This window comes from bacterium Unc6 (assembly GCA_013626165.1).
GTDB lineage: Bacteria > Omnitrophota > Gorgyraeia > Velesiimonadales > Velesiimonadaceae > Velesiimonas > Velesiimonas alkalicola.
On sequence record NDHX01000005.1, the window covers coordinates 25217 to 47640 of the forward strand.

22 protein-coding genes and 3 tRNA genes are annotated in these 22424 nt (G+C 36.5%); 14 read left to right on the forward strand and 11 right to left on the reverse strand.

Translation table 11 applies throughout. The features are described 5' to 3' along the window. Positions 1-172 precede the first annotated feature (172 nt). The 6 genes from B9J78_03085 to B9J78_03110 form a co-directional block, all read right to left on the reverse strand. Entirely contained in the window at positions 173-1339 is a 1167-nt protein-coding gene (locus B9J78_03085; GenBank protein MBA2123909.1) for a hypothetical protein, read from the reverse strand. 26 nt (positions 1340-1365) lie between these two features. Further along, the gene (locus B9J78_03090; GenBank protein MBA2123910.1) at positions 1366-1581 is read right to left on the reverse strand and encodes a hypothetical protein; all 216 of its coding nucleotides are present in this window, start codon (positions 1579-1581) and stop codon (positions 1366-1368) included. Positions 1582-1758: 177 nt separating this feature from the next. Then, positions 1759-1875, reverse strand: coding sequence for a hypothetical protein (locus B9J78_03095; protein MBA2123911.1), 117 nt, complete (start codon positions 1873-1875; stop codon positions 1759-1761). 113 nt (positions 1876-1988) lie between these two features. Beyond that, positions 1989-2063, reverse strand: a tRNA-Thr gene (locus tag B9J78_03100). Positions 2064-2173: 110 nt separating this feature from the next. Beyond that, complete coding sequence (locus tag B9J78_03105; GenBank protein ID MBA2123912.1) at positions 2174-2521, reverse strand: hypothetical protein; 348 nt, start codon at positions 2519-2521, stop codon at positions 2174-2176. A 94-nt stretch (positions 2522-2615) separates the two neighbouring features. Beyond that, positions 2616-2689: transfer RNA gene (locus B9J78_03110), tRNA-Gln, on the reverse strand. Between the two features lie 128 nt (positions 2690-2817). Here B9J78_03110 and B9J78_03115 point away from each other — a divergent pair. Beyond that, entirely contained in the window at positions 2818-3018 is a 201-nt protein-coding gene (locus B9J78_03115; protein ID MBA2123913.1) for a hypothetical protein, read from the forward strand. Between the two features lie 26 nt (positions 3019-3044). On the opposite strand, the gene B9J78_03120 is transcribed toward B9J78_03115, so the two are convergent. After that, entirely contained in the window at positions 3045-4883 is a 1839-nt protein-coding gene (locus B9J78_03120) for a hypothetical protein (GenBank protein ID MBA2123914.1), read from the reverse strand. Positions 4884-5212: 329 nt separating this feature from the next. On the opposite strand from B9J78_03120, the gene B9J78_03125 reads away from it, so the two are divergent. The 6 genes from B9J78_03125 (at position 5213) to B9J78_03150 (ending at position 10965) form a co-directional block, all read left to right on the forward strand. Further along, entirely contained in the window at positions 5213-5365 is a 153-nt protein-coding gene (locus B9J78_03125; protein ID MBA2123915.1) for a hypothetical protein, read from the forward strand. Next, positions 5362-6462: a hypothetical protein gene (locus B9J78_03130; GenBank protein MBA2123916.1), complete on the forward strand. Its 1101-nt coding sequence runs from the start codon at positions 5362-5364 to the stop codon at positions 6460-6462. Before B9J78_03125 ends, B9J78_03130 begins: the two co-directional genes overlap by 4 nt. 7 nt (positions 6463-6469) lie before the next feature. Next, positions 6470-7129 (forward strand): Rossman fold protein, TIGR00730 family, encoded by a 660-nt coding sequence (locus tag B9J78_03135; protein ID MBA2123917.1) that lies wholly within the window; start codon positions 6470-6472, stop codon positions 7127-7129. Next, entirely contained in the window at positions 7099-8007 is a 909-nt protein-coding gene (locus B9J78_03140) for a thiamine-phosphate kinase (protein MBA2123918.1), read from the forward strand. The genes B9J78_03135 and B9J78_03140 overlap by 31 nt, the downstream gene beginning before the upstream one ends. Positions 8008-8388: 381 nt before the next feature. Then, entirely contained in the window at positions 8389-9693 is a 1305-nt protein-coding gene (locus B9J78_03145; protein ID MBA2123919.1) for an adenylosuccinate lyase, read from the forward strand. Between the two features lie 213 nt (positions 9694-9906). After that, positions 9907-10965, forward strand: a complete 1059-nt coding sequence (locus B9J78_03150) for a hypothetical protein (protein MBA2123920.1) — start codon at positions 9907-9909, stop codon at positions 10963-10965. Between the two features lie 974 nt (positions 10966-11939). Here B9J78_03150 and B9J78_03155 read toward each other — a convergent pair. Continuing rightward, positions 11940-12320, reverse strand: coding sequence for a hypothetical protein (locus B9J78_03155; protein MBA2123921.1), 381 nt, complete (start codon positions 12318-12320; stop codon positions 11940-11942). A 235-nt stretch (positions 12321-12555) separates the two neighbouring features. Between B9J78_03155 and B9J78_03160 the strand changes: the two genes are divergently transcribed. Continuing rightward, the gene (locus B9J78_03160; GenBank protein MBA2123922.1) at positions 12556-14082 is read left to right on the forward strand and encodes a 2-isopropylmalate synthase; all 1527 of its coding nucleotides are present in this window, start codon (positions 12556-12558) and stop codon (positions 14080-14082) included. Between the two features lie 127 nt (positions 14083-14209). Beyond that, complete coding sequence (locus tag B9J78_03165; GenBank protein ID MBA2123923.1) at positions 14210-15178, forward strand: nucleotide sugar epimerase; 969 nt, start codon at positions 14210-14212, stop codon at positions 15176-15178. 578 nt (positions 15179-15756) lie between these two features. Here B9J78_03165 and B9J78_03170 read toward each other — a convergent pair. From B9J78_03170 to B9J78_03180, 3 genes are all read right to left on the reverse strand, one after another. Then, positions 15757-15832: transfer RNA gene (locus B9J78_03170), tRNA-Ala, on the reverse strand. Positions 15833-16117: 285 nt separating this feature from the next. Next, complete coding sequence (locus B9J78_03175; GenBank protein MBA2123924.1) at positions 16118-16579, reverse strand: hypothetical protein; 462 nt, start codon at positions 16577-16579, stop codon at positions 16118-16120. Between the two features lie 160 nt (positions 16580-16739). Continuing rightward, a complete protein-coding gene (locus B9J78_03180) occupies positions 16740-17492 on the reverse strand; it encodes a hypothetical protein (protein ID MBA2123925.1) in 753 nt (250 codons plus the stop codon). A gap of 203 nt (positions 17493-17695) precedes the next feature. Here B9J78_03180 and B9J78_03185 point away from each other — a divergent pair, with 203 nt between their 5' ends. The 5 genes from B9J78_03185 to B9J78_03205 all read left to right on the forward strand — a co-directional run bounded on the left by B9J78_03185 (position 17696) and on the right by B9J78_03205 (position 22267). Beyond that, the gene (locus B9J78_03185) at positions 17696-18484 is read left to right on the forward strand and encodes a hypothetical protein (GenBank protein MBA2123926.1); all 789 of its coding nucleotides are present in this window, start codon (positions 17696-17698) and stop codon (positions 18482-18484) included. A 102-nt stretch (positions 18485-18586) separates the two neighbouring features. Beyond that, positions 18587-19678, forward strand: coding sequence for a hypothetical protein (locus B9J78_03190; protein ID MBA2123927.1), 1092 nt, complete (start codon positions 18587-18589; stop codon positions 19676-19678). Continuing rightward, entirely contained in the window at positions 19662-20735 is a 1074-nt protein-coding gene (locus B9J78_03195) for a hypothetical protein (GenBank protein ID MBA2123928.1), read from the forward strand. Before B9J78_03190 ends, B9J78_03195 begins: the two co-directional genes overlap by 17 nt. A 90-nt stretch (positions 20736-20825) precedes the next feature. Further along, entirely contained in the window at positions 20826-21545 is a 720-nt protein-coding gene (locus tag B9J78_03200; protein ID MBA2123929.1) for a hypothetical protein, read from the forward strand. Next, positions 21542-22267: a hypothetical protein gene (locus B9J78_03205; protein MBA2123930.1), complete on the forward strand. Its 726-nt coding sequence runs from the start codon at positions 21542-21544 to the stop codon at positions 22265-22267. Before B9J78_03200 ends, B9J78_03205 begins: the two co-directional genes overlap by 4 nt. Positions 22268-22424 lie beyond the last annotated feature (157 nt).

The window sequence follows — 22424 nt, forward strand, 5'->3', positions numbered from 1 at the left end:
GACATTGCCCGAACCTGTATCTAATACAAGTAGTCTTGATGTATCTCTCAAAGCGCAGGGCTTTTGTGTTATAAGTTTAAGAGGAAGATGATAGTCTATGTCTTTTAGACAAATAGCCGTATTCATAGATTTATCTAACTTTTGCTTGCAGGGGCTTTAAGTTTATGGGATTTTAGGGAAGCATTGCTTTTGAAAAGTGAACTACCTGGCTGGAAGGATAATAAAATTGAAGTATCTGTTTTGCATTATATCCTTGTTTTGCCATAAAATATGCTCCCCACTGACAAAGCCCTACACCGTGCCCCCATCCCTGACCTTTGAAAATATACCTGCTGTCTTTTTTTTGGACTGAAAAATTTGTGCTTCTTAAAACATCGGGGCCTACTGCAATCCTGAATTTTGTTGCCTCTACCAAAATCTCCTTGCCTTTGGATTTTAAAATTAACTCTTTAACCCTTCCGGAAGGTGTGTGTTCTGATATATCTATACCATTTATAAGACTACAGCGAATACCTGCCTTGTTAAGAGATGAGGTTATCTGTGAAGGAGTGAATGAGGCTTCCCAAAAAAATCTTGGGGCTTGCCTACAGAATGCACACTCCGTTCCTTCTAATGTTTTTATAAATTTTTTGCCCCATATCTGCATTACATTTTCTGTTTTACCTGCACAAAGTGCATGGAAAAAACTGGGGAAAATAGTGCTTTCAGATACCAAAACAAGCCCCTGCGTCTCTTTAATTGCTACACTTGTGCTTTCATATTCAACAGATTTTCCCTTATAAACCTGTGAGAATATATCGCTCCTTACATCAAAGTCTTTGTCTCTGTTCACATACATTTTATACATAGCAAATGTTCTTGAAGCAATTGCTTGAGCTTTTATCGCCTCTGCTGGCCAGTCTTTGGGTATTTCTGACGGAACCACACTTCTTATATAATCCTCTAATGAAAGTGTGTTGATTGCTGTTAATTTTATATTTTTATTTCTGATAATATTTAGTGTGCCTCTTATTTTATTTTCATTTACATAAAGGCCCTTTTCAGGAGGTGCAATAATTTTCACACCAAATACCATCGGGTTAAAAGAACCAATTCTTACACCCACAGTCTCAGGGTAAACCATTGTCTTATGTAAAGAAGGACCTGACCTGAGAAGCTCACCCGTATATGGCAGTTCAAGCCTATAGGCGGACGGAACCTGAACTGAAATCTGGTTTGCATCAATTACAACCGCAACCCTAATGTCTGTTGGAAGTTCTGATGCAATCTGCTGGCCATAGCAACGCAAAAAAGATAAAACAAAAAAATACAAACCAAATATAATTGCGGCTTTTTTCATCTAACTTTCTCTCGACTCTTTACTTCTTAAGCATAACATCCACAATAATTTTGAATATAGTATTTCCTTTCTCTTGCAATATTTTTAGAATTATAAAAATCATTTCTAAAATTCTTATAAATAAATCCTATACTATATTTTTTTGTTATAAGTTCTGTTACCTGTTTCAATAAATTACGATATTGATACAAACTTACAAGCAAAGTTGTAAAGAAAACCGGGCACTTCGTTTTACAAGCCATTCTTGTTGTATATTCTAATTTTAAGGCATAACAGTTCTTACATCTTTCAAGGGGGGGTCAACCCCTTAACAAAATTCAGATGTTCCTATTGACTATATGCCGTATATTCTACATCAAGCTGTTCAAGAGATAATAATATTTCAATTATAGATTTCTTATATTATATTCACCTTCCAGTTATATATTTGGATTATAGAACAAGCCCTTAACCTGCCACTGTTCTGCCTTAAAAAACTTCAACGGTATTATTATACAGGGTGCACAACATATATGTAATAAAAGAGATTTGTCCAATCTTTTTCCTGTACCTTAAAAACAAAAAGGCATATTATGTTCTGATCTGTGTCTTGCTTTATCCGCTTTACTTCCTGTTTTTCCCTTCATAAGGGTTCTAATCCTTTAATTTATGGAGCTGGTGGAGGGATTTGAACCCCCGACCAGAGGTTTACAAAACCCCTGCTCTGCCCCTGAGCTACACCAGCATAAATAAGATTCAAAATCTATCCACTATGTTATTTTATATTTATTTATAACTTTTGCAACAAAATTTAGTAATAATTTTAAGAATGGGAGAAGACAGAATATACCCATATTAGGAAGTAAGGATGAGAGGTAAGTGAGACAGGGGAAAGATGGTATTTCCGCCAATTCTACAATATCCATAGATGCCGCTTTCTAAAATGTAGGGAAGGAAAAAAAATGCACCGGCAATCTGACACTTAGCCCGAAATAGCTCTGGTCTGGCTGTATCTATATTTTGAGAACGTGCCGGAATAATACTTCTCTTTCTGCTGATACCTATCTTCTGATAACTACGACGGTGTAATTTGGGAAATCCTGCGCTGGTTAAGAACCTTTCTATGGTCCGAACACTGATCGCAATGTTGTTGGTCTTTAGTTGTTGTTTTTCCAAAACTTTATATTCTGTCATACCGAGCATATTCCCTCTTTTAAATTAACTAATGAAGGGCGGAGTGAAAATACTGGATTCCCGCCACACACATTAGTGGGCCTACCTTCTTCAAACCAGAAATTGGCTGCCCGGCGAGGACTCGGACCTCGAGTAACGGCTCCAAAGGCCGCTGTGTTACCATTACACTACCGGGCAAGAAAATTTTGGCTGTTTTTTCTTAGGAGAGCCTCTTGCATGACCGCCCCACCTAACCCCATTAGACCTACCTGTCGCGGGCAGGCTCGTGAAACTTAAAAAGCAACTGATGCACTACTGGTGCTCTGATGCTCTGGTGTTCTAATGCTCTGGTGTTCTGGTGTTCTGCCTGTCTGCGTGCTGTAGCACAGCACAGGCAGGGTGCACTGGTGCTCTGGTGTTCTGGTGCATTTGAAATTAGTGGGATTGGGGTTGTGCAATGGGCTCTGTTACACAAACTTACTACAGGATTGTCAAAATCAGCACCACTTATCAAACCACCCTTTTAAATTTCTTTTATTTCCCTGCATTCTTTTCAACAGGCAGAAAACAACATTGCATCTGCAAACTTGTCTTGAAAATCCCTTGAAACAGAAAGCTCTATATACTCTGTCTCTGTTGATATATCCTCAACAACACCGTGAAGCTTTCTTGAAAGAAGGAGCAACCTTGCCCCCGATAGTGCGGCATTGCCTACAAACCTTATCCTCTCAGAAGCAATATCAGGGATAAGACCAATCCTTTTTGCGTTGCTTCTTCTTATAAAATTTCCGAACCCGCCTGCAAGAAATACCTCCGATATGTCTTCATCTGTTATACCATATTGTTTTTCAAGTATCTTTATACCTGCAAATATTGCAGCTTTCCCAAGCTGTAATTCTCTTATATCTTTCTGTGTTATATACACAGGATGCCCTGCTCTTGTGTTTTCTGCATTAACAAGTCTGAAATCAAACCCCTTTTTTGAAGAAATTATCCTTTCAGCAATTTTTTCAGGAATCTTTCCTTTCAGAACATCCGGCGACTGTATTCTCCCTGTTTTATCTATAACACCTGTTCGGACCATCTCTGCAACCGCATCTATAAGCCCTGAGCCACATATACCACAAGGGGGCTGGTTTGCTATTGTATTAACAAGGACATCTTCTGCAAAAATAACCTTTTCTATTGCACCAGCAGATGCTCTCATCCCCTGTGATATCCGTGCCCCTTCAAATGCAGGGCCTGCTGCTGTTGAGGCAGAGATAAGTCTTTTTCTGTTGCCAAGAACTATTTCTCCGTTTGTTCCTATATCAACCGAGAGCCTTATTTTTTCTGACTCATGCTGTCTTGTGGAAAGTATCACAGAGACTGTGTCTCCTCCTACAAATCCCCCTATATTAGGAAATACACATACTGTTCCATTGGGACTTATCTGGAGTCCTAACTTTTTTGCTTTTACATCTGTGCCTTCACGAAACACAAGAGAAAATGGAACAAAACCAAGTCCTTCGGGGGATATTTTTAATACTATGTGTTGCATTGTTGAATTACCGCACAGAACTATTTTGTATATCTGTTCAACTGATATACCCGCAGAAGAAGCCATTTCCTGTATCATCTCATTCATTGTCCCTATAATTGAAAGGTGAAGTCTTTCAAGACCGTCTTTATTATTGATTATAAACTGGATTCTTGATACAACATCATCCCCGTATATTGCTTGCGGATTCATTCTTGCAGTAAGTGCAATCTCTTTTCCTGTATTAGCATCAAGAAGTGCAGAAACAACTGTTGATGTCCCTATGTCAAATGCAACGCCGTAGTTAATCCCCGTTGTATCGCCCGGTTCAAGGTTTATAAGTTCTCCGTCTGAAAACACACAGGTGCATTTGTAATCCTGTTTTTTTAAAAAATTGCGAATCTTTCTTAATATGTAAATATCTACACAGAATTTTTCACCCACATTTTTCCTGATAAGGTCAAGGTCGGATATCTGGTTATCAAGTGTGGCGGGGGGAAGTTCTGTGTACTTTTTCCATACGCTTGGATGTATCTGTTTTTCGCCCTCTATACCCAGGGTAAGTATCTTCTGTGCCGACAACCTTGTTTGTGCCGGGATTAGTATTTTACAATCCGAATTTATTTTAGACTGGCAGGACATCCTGAAACCGGAAGATACAGCTTCCTTTCCCAATACCTTTTCCTCTGTTGGGCTTGCAGACATCTGCCCTTCAATAATCTTTATCTTGCATTTTCCACACAGTCCCTTACCGCCGCAGGGGGCTTCCATTACTATATTTGCCGATGCCGCCGCCTCAAGAATACTTGTCCCTGGGATTACAAATATTTCCTTTTCCTCTGGAAGTACTGTTACCCTCACAGTTGGGTTCATCTGTTCTCCTGCAAACACTTGTGGCTATACAACACTCTTAATTTGAAATTTAGAGGATATCACGCCATCAATCTTGTGTGGGTCAAATGAGATATTCTCTATGTAGTTTCTTAAATATATGACAATATCCTGGATAGAATTTTATGTTCAGAGACTCAATAATGGCAAGATTTTTAATAAGAAGCCTCTGGAGCATATTCAAATTATAACACATTACAAAAAATATATGATAAATATTTAATTTCTCCTTTTTTAACACAGGAGGCTTTTTTATTGAAATTCTGTTATAATATTTTTAAGCGTAGGACTTGATGGTATGTCTGTGAAGCATTATTGAGCAAGGTCTGGGACTTTGCCTCTACAAAGACACAGGAACAGTTGATGCCCCTGTAAGAAGGATAAGAAGTAAAATAGAAACCACAGGTAAAACATACATAGAAACAACTCACAATGTGGGCTATAGACTTTGCAAGGACATATGAGCATTATGAAAAGTATTGTTTCTATACACAGGTGTCCAACATATCACATAGACGATGTGCAACAGGCAGTTGAAAGGTGTTTAACTGATATCGGGGGTATAGAAAGTATTGTTAAAAAACACAACAGGGTCCTTATTAAACCAAACCTGCTTTCCGCATCAGAGCCATTTTTAGCCATTACAACACATCCGGAATTTATAAGAGCGGTTGTAAGAATAGTCCACCGTGTGGGTGCAAAAGCAATTATTGGAGATTCATGCTATGGAAGTGTAAGGATGGAAGAGGTGTATGAAAAAACGGGGGTAAAAAGGATATGTGAGCAGGAAAATGCAGAATGTATATTTTTCAATAAGGTGACAGACTGGAAAATACCCCTGGCAAGTATTGCTCTTGAATCAGATGTTATTATAAATCTTCCTAAATTCAAGACACATAATCTTACAATACTTACAGGTGGAATAAAAAATATGTTTGGTATCGTACCCGGTACGCAGAAAATAAATTACCACAGCGACTATCCTTCAATACAAGAATTTTCAAAACTTTTAATAGATATACTTGAAAAAGTAAAGCCACACCTTACAATTATGGATGGTATAATAGGGCTTGAAGGCGACGGACCCGGTTCAGCCGGCAAAGCACGGAACATAGGATTAATATTGTGTTCAAGAGATGTTGTGGCATTAGATACCGTTATGGCTGTTATGATGGGACTTGACCCCTTGCATATCCCGATGTTAAGAATTGCAGATGTAAGAGGCATCGGAAACTGTAAAATGGAAGATATAGAAATAGATGGCGAAAGCACTTTTGCAAAACCTATCCCTGGTTTTATTTTACCAAAATCAGGTATAATATTGAAAATACCTTCGGCAACATTAAAGTTAGTTGGCAGGTTTATAAGTATTATGCCCGTTTTTAAAAAACAGGTTTGTTCTAAGTGCGGTCTTTGTGTAAAGAGTTGTCCGAAAGGTGCAATTGTTTTTAAGAAAAACTTTCTATCTCTTGATGTCCACAGGTGTATATCCTGTCTTTGTTGTCAAGAGATTTGTCCCAGGGGGGCGGTAAAGGCAAAAATTTGTTTTAGATTTAAGTAGGGGGCATATGTCAAAGATAAAACCTTCGTCAGATTTTAGGGCAGAAGATACATGGAGAGTATTCAGGATAATGAGTGAATTTATAGATGGTTTTGAAACCCTTGCAGTGCTTCCTCCTGCAGTATCTATATTTGGTTCAACAAAGGCAGTGCCATCTGATGCTGATTACCAGACTGCACAAAAAATAGCCGCAATTGCCGTAAAAAAAGGACTTGCTGTTATAACAGGAGCAGGTCCAGGGATTATGGAAGCGGCAAACAAGGGCGCATTTAATGCAGGCGGTGAATCAATAGGGCTGAACATAGAACTTCCAACACAGCAAAAACCCAACCCTTATGTAAAACATCTTTTGCGGTTCAGATATTTTTTTGTAAGAAAGGTTATGTTTGTAAAATATGCGGTGGCATTTGTATTTTTACCCGGCGGATATGGAACATTAGACGAATTTTTTGAAATACTCACACTGTTTCAGACAAAAAGACTTTCCCCTGTAACAATTGTATTGGTGAACAAAAAGTATTGGAATGGGCTTATACAATGGCTCACAGATACAACCCTAAAACAGGGAAAGATAAGTAAAGACGATTTAAGACTGTTTCATATCGTTGATACTCCTGAACAGGCAATAAGAATTATATGCAAGAATTTGAAATGCTCTCAAAAATAAGAAACATATTTAAGACAAAGGATAGAAATATCCTTGTGGGTATAGGAGACGATGCGGCTGTTATAGGTCTGGATGCAAGCGAACATCTTGTTTTTGCCACAGATATGATTGTAGAGGGTATTGATTTTAAGATAAGGAATAAAAACGACGCATTTCTTGCCGGGAGAAAATCACTGGCAATAAATTTAAGTGATATTGCCGCAATGTCCGGGATTCCGCTGTATTGCGTTGTCGGTGTTGTTCTTCCAGATAAATATGGGTGGCAGATTTTAAAAAAGATTGCAAAAGGAATAAAACATATTGCCGATCAATTTGATGTCCAAGTAGTCGGCGGGGACCTATCCTCAGGCAAATATTTGCAGATAACAATTGCAATAATCGGGAAAACAAAAAATAAAAAATTTATCACAAGAAAAGGCGCAAAAATTGCAGACAGAATCCTCGTAACAGGTTCCCTGGGTGGTTCAATAAAAGGGCGTCATCTTAAATTTATCCCCCGCTTGAAAGAGGCCCAGAGCCTTGTTAAGAATTTTAAAATAAATTCTATGATAGACATCTCAGACGGACTTGGTTCTGATATTAAAAGGATATGCGAAGAAAGCAAAACCGGTTGCAGGATATACGCAAAAAGTATTCCTCTGTCAAAGGATGCAAAAGATGTTCACTCGGCATTGAACGATGGAGAAGATTTTGAACTTCTGTTCACAGCAGATCAGGAACAGGCAAAAAACATTATTAAACAGGCAAAAGATAAAATTGAAGTTAAAATTACAGATATAGGCGAAATCCTGCCTAAAAGCAAGGGGATGTATTTAGAATTTGAAAAAGGGGAAAGTATTAAGATACAGGCAATGGGTTATGAGCATTTTAAAAATTGATAACCTTGGGCCTTCCCTAAAAAATATTTTTCAAGGGGGCTGGACTGACTTCTTAAAAAAAGGACTGGGTGAAAAACTACCTAAACCAATGGCTGAAAAATGAAGTGGCCCAATTAAAAAATTAGAATCTCATCAAAAGTGGGAAATACCTCAATAATACAGGCACAAAGACCTGAGCACTACCTGTAAATTTATCAGTTTAACAAGTTTGACAGGATAACAATTATTGATATAATATTTGTTGGAAAGGAGGGTGTATGGACGGAGGATGTTCAAAGAAAAAACCCAAAAAAAAGTAGGACAAGAGTCCTGCGGGAACAATAAAAGCCCATCAGCTGAGGTGAGGTTGACGGGCTTTTATTGTGTTAAAGGGGGGAGGAAATGATATCAAGATATACACTGCCACAGATGGGAAATATATGGTCTGAACAGAATAAATTCAAAACCTGGCTTGATGTAGAAATTGCAGCACTTGAGGCACAGTGCGAGATTGGAAGTATTCCTAAAAATGTTGTAGAAAGGATAAAGAAAAATGTCAAATTTGATGTCAAAAAAATAGAAGAGATTGAGTTCGGCAAAGGAGGAACAGGTCACGACTTACTTGCATTTCTTAAAAACCTTTCTGAATATGTAAAAGAAGACTTAAGGTACATTCACGTCGGTTTAACCTCCTATGATATAGAAGATACTGCTCTTGCAATCAGGCTTAAAGCATCTTCCGATCTAATTCTGAAAAATTTAAACAAACTATCTTCTTTGTTAAAAACACTTTCAAAAAAATATACCATCACCCCAATGATTGGAAGAACACATGGTGTTCATGCAGAACCCATAACATTTGGTTTTAAGATGGCAGTATGGTATCAGGAAATAAAAAGACACATAGAAAGGTTGTATCTTGCAAAAAAAACAATATCTGTGGGCAAAATTTCAGGCGCAGTTGGCACATTCTCTAATATAGACACAAGAATAGAAAAGATTGTATGCAAAAAACTAGGACTTGATGCTGATTTAATCTCAACACAGATTATACAAAGAGACAGGCATGCATATTTTGTTACAACACTTGCATTAATAGGAGCATCATTGGAAAAATTTGCAACAGAAATAAGAAACCTGCAAAGAACAGAAATACTTGAAGTAGAGGAGTTTTTCGGTAAAACACAGAAAGGCTCAAGTGCAATGCCCCATAAAAGAAATCCGATTATATCTGAAAGAATAACAGGGCTTGCAAGAGTGCTCAGGGGGTATGCTTTAACCTCTATGGAAACAGTCTCACTATGGCATGAAAGAGATCTTACAAACTCATCTGCTGAAAGAATCATACTGCCTGATGCCTGTATTGCACTTGACTATATAATTGTTAAATTAAGGGAGGTTCTTGAAAATCTAAATATATACCCTGAAAATATGTTAAAAAACATAAGTCACACAAGGGGGCTTATATTTTCACAAAGGGTGATGCTAAAACTTTCTGAAAAAGGACTTTCAAGAGAAAAAGCATATGAGGTTGTTCAAAAAAATGCAATGAAATCACGAGAACAAGGTCTTGATTTTAAAAACCTGCTTATGCAAGATCAAGAAGTAAAAACCCTTCTTACAGAAAATGAACTAAACAATTGTTTTGATATAAAATACTACTTAAGAAATATTCAGAAGGTCATAAAAAGAGCAATACAAAGATAGTGGTGCCCTGTCCCTAAAATTCTGGCAGGGGAATGAAATGCCTGTTTAATCCTTATAATCATTGTGTTGGAATTTCAGGAAAAGACAGAAGGGCTTGGGTTTATTGTATAGAGTATTTTTAAACTTAGATTAGGAGATGAAAGCAAGATAAAGATAAAAAAGACAAAGACAATCAGTGTTTGTGTGTCTTTACGAAATATACAAGGAAGAACAGTGACACATCTTGAATTATTTAAATCTACAGTTGAACACAGGGGGAACAAAGAATTTTTATTTTATGCAGAGTTTACGCCTGAGGTTGATAAAAAAATCAGAGAGAAGTATAAACTTGATAAAAATGTCGACCTACGGGATTTTTTTGGTATATATCATCGTAACAATATATTCCCAGAGGCGATTCAAAAACAGAAGCCGGATTTCGATGTATATTTTGAGGATGTAGAAAAACCAGAAGGTTCATTTATAAATGAGTTAGGTGTGCTTGAAATTCCTGCAAAATTCTATCATTTTACTGGATATATAAGTCCTTTAAGAAACGCAAAAAGCTTTTCTGATATACAAAGATTCCCATACCCTTCAAAAGAATTTGAGAAAGTTAGAATAAAAGAAAAAATAGATAATGTTCATAAAGAAGGAAGGGTTGCTTCCTGCTTTGTGGGGCATATGTACGAAGACAGTTGGCAGGTCAGAGGATATGAAGAATTTTTGATAGATTTATTTGAACAGCCACAGTGGTGTGAATACATATTGGATAAATTTGCAGAAAAGAATCTTGAACTTGCGACATTTTTGGCAGAGGCAGGAGCAGATGTTATTGCAACAGGCGATGATGTTGCGAGCCAGAAAGCAATGATGTTTTCGCCATCTGTATGGAGAAATTTTCTTAAACCAAGATGGGCAAAGATTTATAGTGCGGCAAGGAAGATAAAACCTGATATCCAGATATGGTATCACAGTGACGGCAATATCACAGAAATTATACCTGACTTAATAGAAATTGGAATAACCATACTTAATCCTGTCCAACCTGAATGTATGTCCCCCATAGAGGTAAAAAAGAGATTTGGGAAGCAACTTGTATTAGATGGAACAATAGGGACCCAAACCACAATGCCATTTGGAACGCCTGAAGATATCAGAAAGGTTGTAGACGAAATGAAAAAAACAGTTGGATATGATGGGGCATTAATACTTGCGCCTACACATATACTTGAACCTGATGTTTCAGTAGAAAATATAGTGGCATTTGTAAAAGCATGTAAGGAAGAATAAATAAGTGTAAAATTAAGCCTCTGGAACAATATTAGAAAATGACACAACCCTTACTTAAAAACATTACAGCAACAAGGAAGTAAAAAAGATGTTATCAGAAGCAGAAGCCACAGACTTATCCTTGCGCTCGACGGGGACAAGTATGCGCAGCGTATAATCTATTAAAACTATGAAGGGAAAAAGTGGTCGGAAGTGCAATTTTAAACTAAAAAGTAGAAACAGGTACCCACTTGGGGGTGTGGTGTTTGTGCTTGTCCGTCTGCGGCGTTGAAAATCTCGCCCTCGCCTCCTTCTTGCCTATGGTGCTTAAAACCTTGCCCATTTTTTGGGTGGGGAGCTTTGCCGATATTTGAAATTTTTTACAACAGCAAGTATTAATTTACTTATAATGCCAAGGTTTCATTTTTCAGTTGCTGGTGAGTTTGACAGACTTACCCCTGTTAAAGAACTTAAGATAATAAACAGATGTAGAACTTAAAAATGTGTATAAAAAATACAGCAGTCTTGAAAACTGGAAATTGTTAGGATTAAAAACAAAGCATAAAAAATATTTTAGACAAGACAGATTATTATTAAATCTTTTTAGAAAATTTATAAAAAATCTTTATCTGGCACATTTTATTGTGTAGAAATTTTAATAAATCCCGATGTAACAATTAAGGATTAAGCAGGATAATCTAATTCTCTTTGTAAATGGTAGGAATTTTTTAGGTGAAAGTGGGAAAAAAGTTTCACCAGGGAGCATCAGGGTATCCAACAAAGCTGGGCCAGCTTATAGAGGGTATATGTCAAGCAGGCTTGTTTAGATGATAAAAAACAGCATTTTTTATGAAAGTAGAATGATAGAAAACCCTGTTTCTTTTAATTTATTCTCTAAGGGTTTATAGTGCTTTGCTTGTAAAAGATTTAATTTTTTTCAATAAAGACTTTATTTTTGATTTTGTTTCTTTTTATGGCAACCGTAGTTTTTGGCTCTAGTCCTGATAGTTCTTCCATACTCTTAAATGTTTTTCCTGCCCCCCCCTACCACCAAGCGTACAAAAGAAGGCAGTGTTTTTGAGTTTTTTCTTATTAAACATAAGAAAACTTCTTACCGCAGGTGTCATTGTAAATGCCCATACAGGTGTTCCTACAATGACAGTATCAAACGATGAAATATCAGCCTGTTCTGATAGTTTAATCTGGGAATATTTTTTAAACATAGCATCCTTCCCACCAGACAAAAATTCCTTTATTCCTTTTCTATTTTCTTTTTCTAATATTTCTATAGATTTGCAATTTAGGCGTTCTGCAATTAAATCTGCAACCATTTTTGTTGCGCCAGTTAACGAATAATATATAACCAATGTTTTCATTTCACCTCTTTCATCTTATCTTAGATTTTATCTTTTTTGCTAATGAATTTTTAACAGAACAAATAATTCCTCCACAGGTCTATTTTCTACCCTCTTTTTGTGTTTCTTTCTGTCAGTTATTAGCTTGTCTTTCCTGCGCATAATTATAACCGGCAATGGTTTAATGTCAACAAAAAATTCACATCTTCTTATTTTTGTTTTTGACATTTAGATAGTAAATGATAATATATTAACTATGGCTGAAAAGATTATTATATTTGATACCACACTGAGAGATGGAGAGCAGGCTCTTCCGGCAAGCCTTTCTGTTAAAGAAAAGATTGTTATTGCAAAGCAGCTTGAAAGACTTGGGGTAGATGTTATAGAGGCAGGGTTCCCTGTTTCTTCAATGGGCGATTTTGAGTCTGTATCAACGATGGCAAGACAGATTAGAAAACCCATTATATGCGGTCTTGCAAGATGTGTTAAAAAAGATATAGAGACTTGCAAAGATGCTCTTCAATATGCAAGATGTCCGCGTATCCATATATTCGTAGGAACCTCCCGCATACACAGGGAGAAGAAATTAAGAAAAACAGACGAAGAAATTCTTCAAATGGCAAAAGATTCTGTAAGGCTGGCAAGAAGATTTTGTAGTGATGTTGAATTCTCATCAGAAGATACAGGAAGAACAGAAAGAGATTTTCTTTACAGAATAGTAGAATGTGCAATAAAAGAGGGGGCAACAACTATAAATCTTCCAGATACTGTGGGTTATACATATCCTGAAGAGTTTGGTAGCATTGTATCAGGTGTTATAAATAATGTTCCCAATATTAATAAGGCAATTGTATCTGTTCACTGTCATAATGACCTTGGCATGGCATCTGCAAATTCTATCACCGCTGTTAAATATGGGGCGCGTCAGGTTGAATGTACAATAAATGGTCTTGGTGAAAGAGCCGGAAATGCTGCACTTGAAGAAATAGTAATGATATTAAATACAAGGAAAGATATATTCCCCGATATTTTCAGCAGTATCAAAACGGAACAAATTTATACAACAAGTAAACTTGTAAGCCAGATATGTAATGTCCCGGTGCAGCCCAATAAGGCAGTTGTGGGGGCGAATGCTTTTGCACACTCTTCTGGCATACATCAGGATGGGGTGCTGAAAGAGAGAAGAACCTACGAGATAATGACGCCTCAGTCAGTAGGACTTAAAGGAAGCCAGATGAGACTTACAGGAAGGTCTGGTAGCCATATGGTGAGGACTCGTCTTATGGAACTAGGATACAGTGAAAAAGATTTTGATATAAATAAACTTTATGAAAGGTTTAAGGCACTGGCTGATAAAAAAGGAACGGTATATGATGATGATCTTATTGCACTTGTGGAACTTCGTCAGATAGACATAAAAAATAAATACGACCTTTTATATCTAAATGCAGTATCAGGTAAAAACATAATTCCTACTGCAACAGTAAGACTTTCTATAATGGAAGGGAAAAAGACAAGGGTTGTTCAAGAAGCTGCAACAGGAGATGGTCCTGTGAGTGCAACAATCTATGCCATAGAAAGAATCACAGGTTTTAACATTAAGTTAGAGGATTATAAACTTTCTGCAATGCCAGGAGGAGCAGAGGCTGTAGGACAGGTTTCTGCAATAGGTGTGTATAAAGATAAAAAGTATCATGGCAGAGGTTCAAGCACAGATATTGTTGAAGCCTCCGCTTTGGCATATCTTGACATAGTCAACAAAATTTCAAGACTTGAAAAGTAGAGTTTTTAAGATTCCCTTTATAAAAAAGGCGAGAGCCTGTAAGTTTTTGTCAGCTACTTATATACTTGACAGGCTTCCACTTAATACCACAGAGAAAATTATTTTCGTTATAACAAAAAAATGTTGAATGAAAAGGATACTTCTAACAGGTTGTTGTGGATTTATAGGATGGAAAACAGCACAGATGCTTCTTGAAAAAGGGTTCTTCGTATTTGGAATAGACAATATAAACAACTACTATGATATAAGGCTAAAAAATTATAGGCTAAACGATATTGAAAAACACAAAAACCTCCGATTTGAAAAAACAGACATAGAAGACAGTGTCTGCCTTAACAGGATACTTAAAAAATATAGATTTGATGCAGTTATAAACCTTGCAGCAAGAGCAGGTGTCCGATACAGTTTAAAAAATCCTTATGTATATTTTACAACCAATTCAATCGGTTGCCTTAATCTTCTTGAATGTATGAGAAAATTTGGTATAAAAAAGTTTGTTCTTGCTTCTACATCCTCATTGTATGCCGGACTTCCAGTCCCTTTTAAGGAGTGTATGGAAGTGAACAAACCCATCTCTCCTTATGCCGCATCTAAGAGGTCTGCAGAAACCATATCATATACATACCATTATCTTTATAACATTGATGTAACAATATTAAGATACTTTACCGTATATGGTCCTGCTGGTCGTCCAGATATGAGTATTTTCAGGTTTATAAAATTGATAGATGAAGATAAAAAAATTTCAGTTTATGGAGATGGAACACAGAGAAGAGATTGGACATACATTGATGACATAGCAGAAGGTACAATAAATGGTTTAAAAAACTTAAGGTACCAGATTATAAATTTAGGCAATAACAATCCTGTATCATTAAAATATATAATAAAAAATATTGAAAAATATTTATGTAAAAAAGCAAAAATAGACTACAAAAATTTTCATAAAGCAGATATGAAAATAACCTGCGCCTGTATAAAAAAAGCCAAGAAACTTCTTTGCTGGACGCCAAGGGTAGATATAGAAAGCGGATTAAAAAAAACGGTGGACTGGTATTTGAAAAATAAAAGTTTTGTATCAAAAATAAAATTATAGAAAATAAGCACAAAAAATAAATTCATAGATAAGAAAAATCAAAAGCAAAAAACTTGATTAAAAAATTTCAAGACAGGATACAATCATAGTCAGAGACAGCAAGGTTTTTTGTGGCTGATAAATTTTCAGATACTAACAAAAACAATTAAATAGCCGAAAAGTTGAATGGGTTAAGCTAAGAAGCGACGGCGGATTCAGGAGGCTTGAAACTGTTTTGAACCACTTGAAAATTCCACACGAAAAATTGCCACAGCAGAAACCCCAGCAGTAGAACACTTCGCGTTCATTAGGGGCAGGGGCGGCAGGACAAGACAGAGCATTCCTCAAATTTGTTTTGGTAAAGCTCAAGGGGTTAAACCCACTCGGCCAATCTTGCGATTTCACAGGGGTTTCACCCCTTTGAATTACCCCTTAAACAATGGGGAAAGCCTTCTTTCTTCTCAATCCTTTTCTGGTCAGGGGTGGTAACCTTTCTCAAGTCAGGGGGATACTCAATGCAATCTATTTTCTGCGTTTCACTCAATATCTTTTATCTTTTTTCCTACCTACTACCTACTATCTCCTATCTCCTATCTTTTTGGTGGAGCTGAGGGGATTCGAACCCCTGGCCTTCTCGTTGCGAACAAGACGCGCTCCCAACTGCGCCACAGCCCCACTCTGGAGTTAGGACCATCCTTATCATTATAAGAACCATATACAGAGGTGAGCCATAAAAACATGCGCCACCTCCGAGAATGTGCAGAATTTCATATTCCTGCATAACAATGCAGGCACTGTTCAGAACTTATATCTTCAATCTCACCCTGTTTTTTTGCATAGAATCTGCATAATAACTATGTAAACAACATGTGTTTTTACTTTTAATCTCGGGTTTTTGTCTTTTCTCCTGCTGGGCGAGCAGCCATCAGCGGGGCTTCTTATGCATAATCTCAGAAATACTCACCTCCTGTTCTTATCAGCGGCTAATCTGAAAACAAGATTGGTCCCTCCTATTTTTATCGTATCTCCAGATCTTAGTATTAGTTTTTCTATCTTCATATCATTAACAAATGTTCCGTGCTTACTTTCTAAATCCTCAAGAATATAGCCATCAACAGTAGGAATAATAACACAGTGTTTACGGGAAATAGTAAGTTCCGGTAAAACCAGATGATTTGCTTTCTCAGCCCTTCCTATAAAAAATGGTTCATTTCCCTGCACTTCACATTTTATTTCTTTTCCGTCGTCTGTTATTCCCCATATTTCTGCTTTTGAAAGGCTAACAAAAGAGTTTTGTATCTTTAGCCTTATCTGTGATAACTTCTCCTGCTTTTTTCTTTCCTCTGTTAAATCTTGAATCTGTGGTTTTTCCATTTTTTTTAAGGTTTTTAATGTAGCACGAAATTCAGAGTCTAAAAGCATTTTGAAAAAGAATCTTCCCCCCTATACAAATTCCTGCAATTAAAACACCCACCACAAAAAACGCAAGAAACACAACAAAAAAGGGTTGCGTCATTATAAAATACATCAACTCATTGAACAACCGCTCAATATCTATCTTTACTACTATAAAAAATACCATCTATCTTCCATTGTAGATGAGAATCTCTTGTTCTGCTATTTTTATACGCTCATCTATATCAGGGTGTGTTCTTGCCCATACCGGAACCAAAACTTTTTTATTTTCAATTACCTTCAATCTTTTCAAAAAATCAACCATTGCAGAAGGATTATAGCCAGCCTTTCTGCTGTATTTAATCCCCAGTCTGTCTGCAAGCAATTCGTCTTCTCTACCGTAACCAAGAACTATCAGGCTAAAAACTGTATTTGTTATTTCTTGTATTGAAGAAAAATCTGATGAATCTCTGAATACAATTGCAGAAATAAGTGAATAGCCGTATACTGCTTCAAGTCTTTTTATGGGATGTCTTGCTGCAATATGTCCAATCTCATGCCCTATAACGCAGGCAAGCTCATCGTCTGTTTTTATAAAATTAAGAAGCCCTGTGTGAACATATACATAACCACCCGGCAATGCAAACGCATTTATATTTTTATCTTTTACAACAAAAAAATTATAGTTTATATCTTTTCTGTCAGACACAGATGCTATTCTTTTTCCAATCTCTTGCACTCTTTTTTCATCATTGTTGTGTATTAAAACATATTTTCCTTGTATCTGGTATGATAATTTTTGACCTAATGCAACCTCTTGTTGTGTATCAATAAATACAAACTCTTGTCTTTCAGTGGCAGGATTATATATGGTTGCACAACCAGGCAAAAATAGCAATAAAACGGATAAGAAGATGATAAGTGGACATCCTTTTGTCATAATTTGTTAGAGTTATTTTAAGCGATAACACATGGGATTTCAAGAGGATTGCCATTGCGAATTTGTAAGACTATAATATATACAGTATCTTTCAGTGATAAGGTGTATTATTTAGGTACGGCTCGGGATGTTCGCCAGGCGCGCTCACCCGCAGGCTCTTAAGTGCTCGAGACATACCCCCAAAAAGAAGAAGATAAAATAAAGTGGAAAAAATAATCGCCGCTTTTATAAATCTGTTTTATCCCCTTCATTGTTTGGTTTGCAGGCAAAGGATTGATGTTTTTTCAAGTGACCAGATGTGCAAGCAATGCCTTGATAAATTTTATTATCTAAAGGCTCCGTTTTGTACAAAATGCGGAAGACCTCTTCCTGCTGAAAGACAGGAACTGGCAAAAATATGCAGGGTATGTCAAAAATTTCCGCCGCAATTTGACAGGGGTTTTTCAGTGTGTTTATATGAAGGGGTACTAAAAGAGTGCTTACATAAATTTAAGTATCAGGGGAAAACCGCTCTTAAGAAAACCTTTGGCAGGATGGTTTCAAGTTTTATAAATGAAAACATACTGAAAACTCTGCCGGATATTTCCGAAGAAGGTAAGAAAAATTTATTTGATTGTATTATCCCGGTTCCGCTTCATATTACAAGGATGCGTGAGAGAGGATTTAACCAATCAGAGCTTCTTGCAATAGAGGTATGTAAAAGTCTTGATATATCATTAAAAACAAACATATTAAAAAGAAAACGGTTTACAAAGTCTCAAATCCTTTTAACTAAAAAACAAAGAAGAAAGAATGTCCGGGATGCATTTATAGCAAGAACAGATAAAACTATAAAAAGTGTGATACTCTTGGATGATATAATGACAACAGGTTCAACATTGGACGAATGTTCAAGAACACTAAGACAGGCAGGAATAGAATTTATCTGTGCCGTTGTTGTGGCAAGGACACTGCATATTGCCACAGCAAAGCCAGACAGGAAATTCCGGTGAGGAGTTTTGCCCTTGAGCCGTGAAACCTTACCTGCCTTCGTGAAGATTAAAGAGCAACTGGTGCTCTGGGACACCCTGACCATTGATACTTGAAAAAATAATATGAGAATTATAAGAAATTATATAATTTTTGAAATACTTGCAGCATTTTTTGTGTGTATATTTATATTTGTATTTGTACTTATTGCCGGAAGATTTGTGGGTATGGCAGACCTTATAATAAACAAAGGGGTTTCTATATTTGACATATCAAGGGTTCTTCTGCTTCTTATTCCGTACATGCTTGCAATATCAATACCTATGGCGTTTCTTACAGGTTGTATTTTTATATTCGGAAGGATGTCTTCTGACAATGAGATAAGTGCATTGCTTTCTTCAGGTATATCATTTTCAAAAATTATTATCCCGGTGATATATCTATCTGTTTTAATAAGTTTTGTCTGCCTTTATATCCATGACAGGGTAGTACCGTCTACACGCTTTAAGTCAAGACAGATTATAAAATCAATAGGCTTAAAAGAGCCGACTGCATTTTTAGAGCCCGGTATATTTATAAAACAGTTTGAACCATATGTAATATATATAGGTGAAATAAAAAAGGGCATAATGCACCGTGTTTGCATATACCAACCTGAACGGGGCAAGCCCACAAGAACAATATTTGCACGCAGAGCAGAAACCCTCCCCAGCGACGATGACCAGTCTGTAAGATTAAAACTATATAACGGTGCCACGGATGAGCCAGATCCCAATGACCCAAATTCATTCTTTAAGATAATGTTTGATGAATATATAATAACACTTCATATTCCCGAAGATTCATATTCAGGGACGATTGAAAAAAAACCTCGTGAAATGACAATACAAGAGATAAAAAATCAGATAAAGGAATTAGAAGCAAAATCTATAAATACAGCTCCTCTTTCAACAGAAATACAATGGAAGATGAGTCTTTCGTTTGCCTGTATCCCTTTTGCGATAATAGCTCTGCCTATTGCAGTAAGGATAAGAAGAGCAGAAAAATCTGTTGCGTTCGGAATCTCTCTTCTGATAATTTTAATATATTACTTGATATTTCTTTTAAGCCAGATGCTTGCGATAGAGGGGAAGATTGAACCGTATTTTCTATGGTTTGCAAATATTATGTTTACAGCAGCAGGGATCCTGTTTATAAACTATGAAAATTATAGATAAATATACAATTAGAAATATTTTGCCTTTAATATTTATTTCGTTTTTGCTTTTTCTGGTGCTTTTTATACTTATTGATATTTTCGGTCGTCTGGATGAGATAATAAGAGCAAAGGTGCCTGTGGAGATAGTTTTTAAATACTATATAAACCAGATACCATATGTGTTTGTCCGAATAATTCCTTTTTGCATCCTGATATCAACACTGTATGGTTTTAGTATTATGAACAAAGAAGGTGAAATAGGAGCTATGCTCGCCTGTGGAATAAGCAGGTTCAGGATTGCACTGCCTGTGGTTATAATTTCTATGGTTTTAAGTTTTGTTTCATTTTTTATAAGTGAATTTATTGCCCCTCAAACATATTCCAGGGCACTGGCAATTAAAAGAATTTATTTTGAAGAAAAACAACAGAAAAAGCCAACAACAATAAACAATTTAACAAAACATATCAGCAGGAAAAAAATGTTGTTTGCAGAAAGTTATGATATTTATTCAGAGACACTTTATAATGTGATAATAACAGAATATACAGATGAAGACATACTTTCAAAAAAAACAGTTGTTCAATCTGCAAAATGGGAAAATAATATCTGGAAGGCAAAAGGTGTATCTATATTTCAATATCTGCCAACATATGAAGAACCCGTAGTGGCAGGTGAAATGGATCTGTCTCTTGAAATAAGCCCGGGCAAATTACTTGAACCTGAGTTCAACCCTGAGGTAGCCTCCATACCACAATTCAGGGAATATTTATACAGCATAAGCCGAAATCCACATAGGACCCCAAGAAGGTTGGTTGTTGATTTTTATACAAAATATTCAATTCCGTTTGCAAACTTTATCCTAGTAGTCATGGCATGTTCGGTTGCTGTTGTAAGCAGAAAAATCGGTGCACTTCAGGGTATAGGCATAGGAATTGTTATTGGAATTCTTTTCTATATAATGTTTGCACTTAGCATTGCAATGGGAAAGGGTGGGTATATAAATCCGATACTTTCAGCCTTTCTTGTCAATTTTCTGTTTCTTGTTATCGGTGCAGTTTTTTTTGTGCAAAAATAAATACAAGATTGTTAAATCTTCAAGAAAGGCCGGAAAATATACAGCAGGAAAAGATGTCAAAAAGGCATTCCTACAATTGGAAAAAATTATATGCAGATAATAAATATTTTTAAGAACAATGACGAGAATATAATATTTAAGTGGACACTGCTTATTTCGGTAATTTTTCATATAGTGTTTATTTTAATGTCCGGTGTTTTTTTAAAAAGTAATAACAGGGATACAGGAAAGCCAATGGAGGTGTCTTATGTAAAAATAAAAAGCCAGAGGGTGAACAGGATTTCTAAAAGTGAAGATATCTTTAAAAAAAATATCAATGAATTACCGGCACACAAAGACATATTGCTTCTGTCGCCTAAAAATTATGTTTCTACTGAAAATTTCGTAAAAAAAGAAACAATTGAGAAGGTATCTTTAAAGTCTTCCACCGGTGCTGAGGTTCTTAAGTACGATTTTTCTTCTCTTATAACGTCTGCTGATGTTGCAGTCCCTATTGATATAGGTGTACCAATGGATAAAAAGGCGCTTGCAGGTTATTTTCAAATGTTGAGAAGAAAAATAAAAGAAGAATTAGATTCTTATCCCAAGCAGGATATAAAAAGCGAAGGAATAGTAAGGGTATCTTTTACTCTTTTAAAAGATGGCAGACTTATTGATGCAAATGTTTATTCATCCTCAGGGGTTCTTTTGCTTGATAATATTTCCGTAAGCGCCGTTAAACGTGCATCCCCGTTTTCACAGTTTCCAAAAGAACTTAACAAACCCTCTGCAACATTCTATGTGTCCATAAGTTTTGAAAAAAGGCAATGACAAAAGAGTATAAGGAAAGATTTTACAGGAAGTGGATGCATGCACAAGGGCTGGTTTGTTTTAATGTATGTGAAAAGGAAACCGATCTGTGGATAGCAGCAGATAAAAACTTATCAGACAATTCGCTGCGCTGGGCAAAACATTACAGGAGGCAGGTTGAGGACTATATAAAAAAGGATAAGAGATTTCTTGAAAGCCTTGCTCCGGTTAAAGTAGATAAGAATGCTAATTTTATTATAAAACATATGGCAAGTGCCGCATCACTGGCTTGTGTAGGTCCTATGGCATCTGTTGCAGGAGCAATTGCACAGGCAGTAGGGAAAAGACTCTTAAAAAACACAAGACAGGTAATTATTGAAAATGGCGGTGATATATTTATTGTATCAAACACTGAAAGAAGATTTTCGGTATATGCAGGGAACAGTCCTTTTGGGGGTAAGATTATTTTTAAGATAAAACCTGAACAAACACCCTGCGGGATATGTACATCAAGCGGGACTGTTGGACATTCGTTAAGTTTTGGCAAGGCAGATGCGGTTGTTGTAACTGCCGAGGATTGTGTTGTAGCAGATGCATTTGCAACATCACTGTGCAATAGGGTAAAACGGGAAAAGGATATAGAACAAGTTCTGGAAATTGCAAAAGGAGCAAAGGTTTTGACAGGTTGTATAGTGGTATTGGGTAAAAAAATCGGAATCTGGGGACACATGCAAATATGTTAGAAATATCAATAATGAACATTCAAGTTTCAAGTGCCCAGGTTTGATCTGGGATGTTCCACACTCTAACCTTGCGATATCCAGAAAAAACCTTCCTGCCTCTAAGTCCGCAATTTCGTCGGGCACCCTCTCTGGGGGGGTGAGCCAGTAGAGCAACAGA

Coding starts and splice junctions, on each gene's coding strand:
- B9J78_03120 (MBA2123914.1), bottom strand. CDS start 4,883: ATGAACCCAACTGTGAGGGTAACAGTACTTCCAGAGGAAAAGGAAATA.
- B9J78_03130 (MBA2123916.1), top strand. CDS start 5,362: ATGAGCATTATGAAAAGTATTGTTTCTATACACAGGTGTCCAACATAT.
- B9J78_03135 (MBA2123917.1), top strand. CDS start 6,470: ATGTCAAAGATAAAACCTTCGTCAGATTTTAGGGCAGAAGATACATGG.
- B9J78_03115 (MBA2123913.1), top strand. CDS start 2,818: ATGCTCTGGTGTTCTAATGCTCTGGTGTTCTGGTGTTCTGCCTGTCTG.
- B9J78_03200 (MBA2123929.1), top strand. CDS start 20,826: ATGCAGATAATAAATATTTTTAAGAACAATGACGAGAATATAATATTT.
- B9J78_03195 (MBA2123928.1), top strand. CDS start 19,662: ATGAAAATTATAGATAAATATACAATTAGAAATATTTTGCCTTTAATA.
- B9J78_03145 (MBA2123919.1), top strand. CDS start 8,389: ATGATATCAAGATATACACTGCCACAGATGGGAAATATATGGTCTGAA.
- B9J78_03085 (MBA2123909.1), bottom strand. CDS start 1,339: ATGAAAAAAGCCGCAATTATATTTGGTTTGTATTTTTTTGTTTTATCT.
- B9J78_03175 (MBA2123924.1), bottom strand. CDS start 16,579: ATGCTTTTAGACTCTGAATTTCGTGCTACATTAAAAACCTTAAAAAAA.
- B9J78_03165 (MBA2123923.1), top strand. CDS start 14,210: ATGAAAAGGATACTTCTAACAGGTTGTTGTGGATTTATAGGATGGAAA.
- B9J78_03190 (MBA2123927.1), top strand. CDS start 18,587: ATGAGAATTATAAGAAATTATATAATTTTTGAAATACTTGCAGCATTT.
- B9J78_03205 (MBA2123930.1), top strand. CDS start 21,542: ATGACAAAAGAGTATAAGGAAAGATTTTACAGGAAGTGGATGCATGCA.
- B9J78_03140 (MBA2123918.1), top strand. CDS start 7,099: ATGCAAGAATTTGAAATGCTCTCAAAAATAAGAAACATATTTAAGACA.
- B9J78_03105 (MBA2123912.1), bottom strand. CDS start 2,521: ATGCTCGGTATGACAGAATATAAAGTTTTGGAAAAACAACAACTAAAG.
- B9J78_03155 (MBA2123921.1), bottom strand. CDS start 12,320: ATGAAAACATTGGTTATATATTATTCGTTAACTGGCGCAACAAAAATG.
- B9J78_03090 (MBA2123910.1), bottom strand. CDS start 1,581: ATGGCTTGTAAAACGAAGTGCCCGGTTTTCTTTACAACTTTGCTTGTA.
- B9J78_03180 (MBA2123925.1), bottom strand. CDS start 17,492: ATGACAAAAGGATGTCCACTTATCATCTTCTTATCCGTTTTATTGCTA.
- B9J78_03160 (MBA2123922.1), top strand. CDS start 12,556: ATGGCTGAAAAGATTATTATATTTGATACCACACTGAGAGATGGAGAG.